This is a genomic window from Pseudomonadales bacterium, assembly GCA_013215025.1.
In the GTDB taxonomy this organism is placed as follows: Bacteria; Pseudomonadota; Gammaproteobacteria; order Pseudomonadales; family DT-91; genus DT-91.
Genome location: JABSRR010000037.1, coordinates 1 through 9,573, shown reverse-complemented (window position 1 = coordinate 9,573; position 9,573 = coordinate 1). Strand labels below are relative to the sequence as shown.

At 46.9% G+C, this 9,573-nt stretch carries 7 protein-coding genes; 5 read left to right on the top strand and 2 right to left on the bottom strand.

The features are described from left to right. Window positions 1–123: 123 nt before the first annotated feature. Together HRU21_04450 and HRU21_04445 are read left to right on the top strand one after the other, a co-directional pair. Window positions 124–2,010 carry an ATP-binding cassette domain-containing protein gene (locus HRU21_04450; protein NRA41542.1) on the top strand — a complete coding sequence of 629 codons (1,887 nt, stop codon included), beginning with the start codon at window positions 124–126 and terminating at the stop codon, window positions 2,008–2,010. A gap of 12 nt (window positions 2,011–2,022) precedes the next feature. Beyond that, a complete protein-coding gene (locus HRU21_04445) occupies window positions 2,023–2,811 on the top strand; it encodes a DUF1295 domain-containing protein (GenBank protein ID NRA41541.1) in 789 nt (262 codons plus the stop codon). Window positions 2,812–2,876: 65 nt separating this feature from the next. On the opposite strand, the gene HRU21_04440 is transcribed toward HRU21_04445, so the two are convergent. Continuing rightward, window positions 2,877–5,093: a TonB-dependent receptor gene (locus HRU21_04440; GenBank protein ID NRA41540.1), complete on the bottom strand. Its 2,217-nt coding sequence runs from the start codon at window positions 5,091–5,093 to the stop codon at window positions 2,877–2,879. Window positions 5,094–5,358: 265 nt separating this feature from the next. On the opposite strand from HRU21_04440, the gene HRU21_04435 reads away from it, so the two are divergent. The 3 genes from HRU21_04435 (at window position 5,359) to HRU21_04425 (ending at window position 8,959) form a co-directional block, all read left to right on the top strand. Then, window positions 5,359–6,612 carry a glutamate dehydrogenase gene (locus HRU21_04435; GenBank protein ID NRA41539.1) on the top strand — a complete coding sequence of 418 codons (1,254 nt, stop codon included), beginning with the start codon at window positions 5,359–5,361 and terminating at the stop codon, window positions 6,610–6,612. Between the two features lie 40 nt (window positions 6,613–6,652). Further along, window positions 6,653–8,497: a cation:proton antiporter gene (locus HRU21_04430; protein NRA41538.1), complete on the top strand. Its 1,845-nt coding sequence runs from the start codon at window positions 6,653–6,655 to the stop codon at window positions 8,495–8,497. Between the two features lie 288 nt (window positions 8,498–8,785). Next, window positions 8,786–8,959, top strand: a complete 174-nt coding sequence (locus HRU21_04425; protein NRA41537.1) for a hypothetical protein — start codon at window positions 8,786–8,788, stop codon at window positions 8,957–8,959. 31 nt (window positions 8,960–8,990) lie between these two features. Here HRU21_04425 and HRU21_04420 read toward each other — a convergent pair. Next, on the bottom strand, window positions 8,991–9,573 hold a 583-nt coding region (locus HRU21_04420; protein ID NRA41536.1), incomplete at its 5' end, for a YdiU family protein.

Genomic DNA, 9,573 nt, shown 5'->3' with positions numbered 1-9,573 from the left:
TCGGGTGCCGCATAGCAGGCAACAGAAAATTGCCAGAAGGGGTTATCAAGTGCGGCCGATGTTTTTGAGCTCATACTATTATTGAATGCTTTATTTTACTGCGCATCAGCTATAATGCGCGCCATGATAGAATTACAAGCCGTGCAAATACAGCGCGCCGGACAAGTCTTACTCGATAATGCCACGTTTTCACTGCATGCTAAACAGTGCATGGGCATTATTGGTATGAATGGCTGCGGCAAATCGTCATTATTTCAAGTGTTACTGCAACAGCTAAGCATTGATCAGGGCAATATTTTTATCCAGCCACATTGCCGCATTGCCCATATGGCGCAAGAAATTCAGCATACCAAGCGATGCGCACGCGACTATGTGCTGGATGGCTTTACTGAACTAAGAGCATTGCAAGCCGAATTAGCCCGGGCTGAGCAAGCCGAAGATCATCATGCCATCAGTCAGACGTTAGCATCGCTNGATGAGATTGAAGCTTATCAGAGTAAACATCNNGCTGAGAGTATTTTGGCCGGCCTTGGNTTTCGTCATGANGANTANGACCGAGCAGTCAGTGATTTTTCCGGTGGCTGGCGTATCCGTTTAAATCTGGCACAGGCACTGTTTTGCCCTGCCGATTTATTATTACTTGATGAACCAACCAACCATTTAGATATTGAGGCGATTCAATTTTTGGAACAGTGGCTGCAGCGTTTTACCGGCGCAGTGCTGTTGATTTCTCACGATCGTGATTTCATTGATAGTTGCTGTCAGCGTATTGCGCATATCGAACAGCAGCGGCTCACTGTTTACAGCGGTAACTACAGCGCATTTGAACGCCAGCGCGCAGAGCATATGCAGCAACAAGCAAGCTTGCAAAAACAGCAGCAGCGTCGCGAGAAAGCACTGCAGCAATTTATTGATCGCTTTAAGGCTAAAGCCTCAAAGGCTAAGCAGGCTCAATCTCGCATTAAGGCACTGGAAAAAATGCAGCAGATTCAGGTGGTTCGAGCGCAATCGCCATATCAGTTCCAAATACCCTGCAGTGAAAAAATTAGCAGCCCCCTGATTAGCTGGCATGCAGTTGATGTAGGCTACCAAACGCAGCCTATTCTGCATCAATGTCAGCTGTCTATTCTGCCTGGACAGCGCCTCGGCCTATTGGGTGTTAACGGTGCGGGCAAATCCACCCTGATAAAAACCCTGGCGCAGTCAATTCCTGCCATTGCGGGCGAGCAAAGTCAGGGCGAGCATCTAAAGCTTGCTTATTTTGCACAGCATCAACTTGAAGCGTTAGATCTTCAGGCCTCAGCTTTATTACATATACAACGTCTTAGTCCTGATGCGCGCGAGCAAGAGATACGAAACTTTCTGGGTAGCTTTAATATTTTTGGCGATAAGGCCGTCAGCCCCATTGCACCTTTCTCGGGTGGAGAGAAAGCGCGTTTAGCACTTGCCTTGATCGCCTGGCAAAAACCTAACCTGCTATTACTTGATGAACCAACCAACCATCTCGATATCGCGATGCGCGAGGCCCTGGCGGATGCCTTGCAAAGCTATCAAGGTGCCGTGATTCTTGTATCGCATGATCGCTACTTACTACGTCACTGTGTAGATGAGTTTTTGCTGGTTGAAAACGGCCAACTACAATCGTTTGCCGGCAGCCTTGACGACTACCATGCGCTGCACCAGCAACAGACAAAGTCGGGCACTAAAAACCAAACCGCCACATCCCCCAGCAATAAAAAACAAGCGCGTAGTGACGCTGCTGCTAAACGAAAACAGCTCGCGCCATTAAAGAAAAAGGTTGATCAGTTAGAAAAAAGCATTGAAGATATTGATCAACAGCTGCAACAATTGCGCACACAGCTAAGTGATGCAGAACTATACAGTGAAGAGCGCAAAACTGAGCTGCAGCTTATCTTAACCGAAGAAGCAAAGCTGGTGCAGCAGTTGTCAGGCTATGAGACTGACTGGGAGCAAGCCCTTGAGGCTTTAGAATCACAGCAAAGCGATTAAAGAGATGTAAGCATGTTAGATACCTTAATGCAGGTCGATTATGACACGTTTATTCGCTGGGTTAGCTACTGGGGCTTATTCAGTCTTGCCAGCGCCTTAGGCATTCATTTCGCCAAACAGCTGCCGATGAGCAATCGCGTAGAAAATAGCATGATGCGCAAACTGGGTAGCATCGATAAACGCACCGGCTGGATTATCATGGAAATACCCATCCTATTGGTTGTAGGTGGCTTTTATTGGGTTGGTCATCAACCAATAAACACCTCGGTGGTGATGGTAATAGCCTTTATGGCGCACTACTTTAACCGCGCGATTATTTTCCCCCATCGCATCAAAGTAAAAGGTAAAACCATGCCTATCGCTTCGATGCTACTCTCGATGCTGTTCTATCTGATTAACGGCTATATTATCGGCTACTATTTTGGCCATTTACAAAGCTACCCTATCGAATGGCTGTATGATCCTCGCTTTATCATTGGACTCAGCTTATTTATCACGGGTTTTATCATCAATATTCAGTCTGACAATATACTGATCAATTTACGCAAGCCTGGCGAGACCGGCTATAAAATTCCACAAGGTGGCTGTTTTAGGTGGGTCTCATGTCCAAACTATATGGGTGAATGTATCGAATGGATTGGCTTTGCCATTATGAGCTGGAGCATACCTGGGCTGGTATATGCGGCTTGGGTTGTCTTGCCGCTGTATGCTCAAGCGGTAGGCTCGCATCAATGGTATCGAGAAACATTTGGCGACAGCTATCCAGCTGCCAGGAAAGCAATTATCCCGTTTATTAAGTAAAAGGCCTTATCTAGATTTTCATTTCTGATTTAGGCCTTTTACTTAATTGTTAGCTAAACTATGGCTTAAAAGCTATAGCTTACATCAGCCCCAAAGGTTCTGGGGTCACCATAATAGCTCACTGAATAGCGAAAGAATGGGTCTGGGTTAATCTGCGGAATGCCATTTAAACGATATTCTTCGTCAGTTAAATTCTTACCCCATATCCCCACTTCTAAGCTGTTATTTTGGCCAACGGCAATATCAGCCAGAGCGATGCGACCGTTTAAAATGGCATACTCTTCAGACTGCGTCACCAAAGCGCCTGGCTCATCCCGATAGAAGAACTGCTCATCGGTATAGCTATAATCAAAGCGGGCGCGTAATTCTGCAAAGCCTACATTATCAACATATTCAAGCCCTAATGCTGCTTTGTTCTCGGGCGCATAGGCAAAGGTCGCGGTATCTTTGAGCTGCGCACCCGACACTGGATCAACAAAATCTTTATAGTCGGCATCAAGATAGCTGTAGTTAAAAAATGCAGTAAAGCTATCCGTAATGGCTACTATGGTCTCTAACTCTAAGCCCTGTACCACTGATTTACCGGCATTCTCAACTTTTGAATAAAACGTCGTTGGGTCAAAAGACGAGATCTGTACATCCTTCACATCGTTTTGGAAAATCGCAATATTTGCCTGTACTCGACCGTCAGCCAGCTGTGACTTTAAACCTAACTCATAAGCAGTGAGTATCTCTTCATCATAAGGCGTTTCGGCAATTTCTTTGGTTGCCGCTTCTGCATTAAAGCCGCCAGCTTTCCAACCTTGCGACACTTTAGCGTACGTTGTGATATCGTCATTAACATAGTAATTCAGCACAACCGTTGGCGACACATTGTCCCAGCTCTCATCGGCCTTACTTGAGAATGGTGCTAAGGAAAAAGTTGCGCCAGCATCGGGGTGGTCGACGAAAGCTTCTTTTTCTTCTTGTGTCCAACGTAAGCCAAAGCTTAAGCCAATACTGTCGTTAACTGCCCAGTCAGCTTGACCAAATAGGGCATAAGAGGTGCTATCGGCGCCATAAAAATTTCTCACCACGGCTGCAGCAGGCGCACCAATATTAATAAAAAACGGATTTTCTACATCGACAGATTCGTCAAAGTAATATGCGCCTAAGACATAGTTCCAGTCGCCGCTAACGCCGACTAACTGAAATTCTTGCGAGCTCTGATCCTGGTCAACATCCCGCTTGGTATTAAAACCTAAAAAGGCTGAGCCATCGTAGTCGTTTTGATCAGCAAAGCTCAGTTCACGATAGGCAGTGATCGACTTAAACAATAAATCGTCGTTGATATCCCAGGCAATATTCAAGGTATGGCCAGAATTATCAGAGGTATCTTCACCAGCCCCGTCTAGACTACCCTCATCAGCACGGTCCACCTTGGCGGCAACAAACTTGCCACCTTTTAAAACCCCAGGCTCAAATTGGCCAAATGCCACCGTGTTATCGCGCTCTGCCATATCATAGGTATATTGCAACTCCACCGTGTCGCTAATATCTAGTAATGCAGAAATTCGTAAAGCTTCTGAATCTAACTTCTTGAACTCATCAATTTGCAATGGCGCAGCACCCGGAATGCCGGAGTTTTCATTATCATAAAAGCCATCGCGATCGCGTTTACTGTATGAAATCATCACACTGAGCATGTCGCTGATACGACCGGTATCAAAGGTCAGGCCAAACTCCGTATAGTTATAATTACCGGCAGCAACTTTGACTTTACCACCCATCTCTTCAGCAGGCTTACGGGTATACAAACTAAGCGCACCACCGGTGGTATTTTTACCAAATAAGGTACCTTGCGGGCCGCGCAAAATTTCAATGCGCTCTAACTCTGCGACGTCAAAAATACCGCCAACATTTTTTGCAATAAATACGCCGTCCATATACAGGCCAACCGATGGCTCCCAAGTAGCAGCCGGGTTGACTGCCGTTGCGCCACGAATCGCAATAGTCGCGCCGGTTGAACCGCCCGGTGACGGAGCAATTTGCACGTTCGGCGCGCTGGTGCCGACATCCGCAATATCTTTAATGCTTCTATCGTCAAGCTGTTGAGCATCAATGGCGGTAATCGCGACGGGCACGTCTTGTAAGTTTTGTTCACGTTTTTGCGCTGTAACGACTACTTCTTCGATAAAACCGGCTTCATCGTCTTGAGCCAGTACCACAGTACTCGATAGTGATGAAACAAGCGCAGTAGAAACCGCAACCGCCAGGCGATCACGTAAAAAGGGTACCATCATGGCCATAATTCCTTTTAATTAAGTGTTATTATTATTGCTGTCAGCGAAAGGCAATTATCTGCCGTTTAAAACGCTGTTAACTTCCTGTTGATGATTCTAATCAAACTTATAGTAAATGTGTAACCCGTTCAGTCATTAAAATGTAATGATTTTTTTAAAACTGCTGATAAACTCAAATATTCTTAGCGACGCAGATAGAATAGCCGGTGCCGAGCTCAGCATAGCTTTTGCCGGATTCACAGCACATTGATAAAAGGGATGATTTATGTCAATGCTTTCAGCCAGCCACCATTATTTTAATAAAGCTGCCGATGTATTACGCCTCAAAGATAAAATTCGCAGTATCTTACTTACCCCCAATCGCATCATTAAAGTCGAATTGGTTGAAGAAGCCGATAACGGTGAGCTCATGCATTACCAAGGCTTTCGGGTGCAGCACAATACCGCGCGCGGCCCCTGCAAAGGCGGGCTGCGATTTCACCCCAATATGGACGAAGACCATGCGGCCGCACTCGCCAATTTGATGACTTGGAAAACGGCTATTGTGAACGTGCCGTTTGGTGGCGCCAAGGGTGGCATTAATTGCGATCCGAAATCCCTTAGCAAGCATGAACTTGAACGCATAACCCGTCGCTTTGTTGAACAAACCAAAGAAGTGATTGGCCCAACCATCGACATTCCTGCGCCCGACGTCAATACTAACGCTGATGTTATGGCCTGGATTATGGATGAATACTCCAAACATAATGGCTTTTCACCAGGTGTTGTTACCGGTAAACCACTGCATTTATTTGGTTCAGACGGCCGAGAAGAAGCTACTGGACGCGGGGTTATGTATGCTCTAGAAGAGGCGCTTATCAGCCAAGGCAAGAAACTTGAGAATCAGCGCATTGCCATTCAGGGCTTTGGCAATGTGGGCAGCTTCGCCGCCTTATTAATGCATAAAAAAGGCGCAAAAATTGTTGCCGTCGCTGATCAATATACCGCTATTCGCAATGATAACGGCTTGAATATACCTGCCTTAATTGATTGGACAAGGTCAACTGGCAGCATCAAAGATTTTAGCGACGCCGAGGACTTCTCGCGCGACGATATCATTATTAGTGATTGCGATGTATTAATTCCGGCTGCACTTGAAGAAGCCATTACCGCTAACAATGCAGACGCCGTTAAAGCGAGCATTATAGTTGAAGCGGCCAATGGTCCAACCACGCCAGAAGCCGATGATATTCTGCATCAACGTGGAGTATTAATTGTACCCGACATTCTGGCCAATGCCGGCGGCGTAACTGTTAGCTATTTTGAGTGGGCACAAAATATTCAGCAATATCGTTGGGAGCGTGACCGAGTAGTCAGCGAACTTGAGAAATATATGCGCACTGCTTATCAAGATGTGTTAGCGACCTCAAAAGAGTTCAGTATCGACTTACGCACAGCAGCCTTTGTGTTAGCTATTCAGCGAGTCGGTCGGGCCGCCCTATCACGACGTACCGTGCAAGAAAAAATTAATCTTGATTAGCGAAACAGCAATGTAAAATACGTCTGGACCAAAACCACACATGACTGAATCTTTACTGTTAGCCTCGATATTATTAGTCTCTAGTGTGATTGCGGTTCCACTGGCCAACAAGTATGGCCTTGGCTCAGTATTAGGCTACTTAATCGCCGGCATTATCATCAGCCCAATACTGCATATCATGCAGGTCGACGTGATTGCATTACAACACTTTGCCGAGTTCGGCGTAGTCATGATGCTTTTTTTAGTTGGGCTTGAGCTTGAACCAAAAAAGCTCTGGCATATGCGGCATAAACTGCTGGGGTTAGGCGGCTTGCAGCTGATACTGAGCAGCGCAGCAATCATGCTTATTGCCATATTACTTGGCTATAGCTGGACTACCGCCTTAGCCATTGGGCTGCTACTCAGCCTATCCTCAACCGCAATCGTCTTACAAACGCTGAGCGAAAAACGCTTAATGCGAACCGACGGCGGGCAATCCAGTTTTTCTGTGCTGCTGTTTCAAGATATTGCGGTCATTCCGATCTTGGCGCTTATCCCACTTTTAGCGCTGCCCGAGCTTGCCGCCGAAGCCAGTACCGCACATAGCTCAGATGCAGGCATTAGCTTGGTTGAGGGCTTAGCGGCTTGGCAAGTCGGTTTAGCCACCGTACTTGCCATTGCCTTTGTGCTATTTGCTGGCTCATATTTAGCGCCGCTTCTATTTCGTTTTATCGCACTGGCCGGCCAGCGTGAGATGTTCACCGCCGCCGCACTGATGATTGTGATTGGCATCGCTTTGATTATGAGCTTGGTTGGCCTATCTCCAGCACTGGGTACTTTTTTAGCTGGGGTAGTACTTGCTAACAGTAACTACCGACATGAACTAGAGGCCGACATTAATCCATTTAAAGGACTATTGCTGGGATTATTTTTTATTACCGTGGGCGCCAGCATCGATTTCCAGCTACTGCACAGCGAATTTCTGAGCATTATCAGCCTCACACTAGGCCTGATTATCATTAAAGCTAGCGTGCTGTTTGGGCTGGCATATGTGTTCAAACTGCAGGGCTTTGATCGCTGGTTAATGGCCGTTGGGCTGGCACAGGCCGGCGAATTTGGCTTTGTACTGCTTTCTTTCTGTGTTGCTAACTATGTATTACCCGCCGACTTAGCCGCCCAGCTGCTGCTCGTGATCACGCTCTCGATGCTGCTAACACCGCTATGCTTTATTGCATTAGAAAAGCTGCAGGCAATCAAAGCGCGTCAACAGGCCCCAGCGGCAGATACTATTGACGAACAAAACCCTATTATCATCATCGGTCATGGCCGTTTCGGCGGTATAGTGAATCGTATTGTACGCGCCGCTGGCTTGCAAACCACGGTGATTGATTACAGTGCCGCACATTTAGAGATGATTACTCGATTCGGCATTAAGGCCTATTTTGGCGATGGTCGCAGCCCAGAGCTATTGCATGCTGCCGGCATAGAGCACGCTAAGCTGCTGGTGATTGCGATAGATGATAAAGACAGCATCACCGACATCACCCGCTACATCTACCAACACCAGCCACAAGTAACTGTGCTTGCGCGGGCGGTTGATCGTTTTCATGTTTATGATTTATGGGCCTTAGGTTGCCGCAATATTATTCGCGATACCTACGATGGATCATTGCGCATGGGGCGCAGCGTATTTGAAGAGCTGGGCTTCTCCGGCACGCAGGCACAGGCAATGATCGATGAGTTTCACGCACGTGACCAAAAGCTGATTAAAGAAACCGCCGACATTTATCGCAGTGATATACACCCCAGCGAAAACGCTGCGTATTTGGCCAAAGTAAAAGAATTTAATGCCCGCTGGAAAGATGAACTGCTTGGTCAATCTGAGGCCAACAAACCCGATCTCTAAATTTCAAACCGAATAGCAGGGCTGCATATTCCGCCTCAGCCTGAATCTTGATCATTGCACCTGAGCATTCACAAGCGCTTATTATCACAGCGCCGAAGGGCGTCGTTTAAAGGAAGAAGAAAGAAAAGAAAGCAGCGCCGCTGCATACTTGCCATCATGGAACCTTTGCCTAATTTTAGGCTCTAATGCTGCGACAACGGTTGGCTATAAGCCTTTTTAGCACTGCTAAACTGCAGTATGGCGGCGGCTCTCATACAGTACAGACAGTAAGTATACAGTGGGTGATTTATGCAATATTTTCTTGGCCTATCGGCAATACTGATCGCAGCAGCGCTTCTTCTATTACTTTGCACAGCCTGGCTGGTCGCGATCGGCGGCAGCGCCTCTGTGGTGCTTAGCAAAGGCATGATTGTGCTAGCTATTATAGGCGGCTTAGTGCTGGCCTCTCGTATTTTAAACTAAGCTTCACCGCCCAAGCGTAAGCGCCAGCATACTAGGACGAACAGCTATAATGCGATACCCCACCACAGTGCATAAACTGTTTGGGTCGGAGCCGATAATACTTATCTGCAATAACCTCTGATTGCTCAGCATAGGGCTGGCTTAATACCACCTGCAGCTCTTTAATCAAACTATAATCACCCTGCATCGCCTGCTGATACGCTGGAACTACCAGCCATTCACGCCAGGTATATTTGGGGTTAGTGGCTAGCATCTGCGCCGAAACCTCAGCAGCCTCAAACTCAGCCGTTACGGCTTGCCGCCAATCGTTTAACCAGCTTTGCAACTTTTGTTGATATTGATCAGAACTTGGTACATAAAAGCTAGGTAATAGCGATTCAACGTTGTGCGGCAGCTGCGACAGTTCGCGAAAAAACACGGTATAGTCAACTTCTGAGTTAGATAACAACTGTATCAAGCGCTGACACAGCTCAGCGTCATATTGCTTAAGCCCTAGCTTGCTGGCCCACATCGCCTCTAAGGAATGCAGCATTTTCTGCGCAAACTCTTCACGCACCTTATCTAATTGGCTTAGTTCGTCTGAACCCTCAGGTAATAAAGGTCGCAGCGATGCC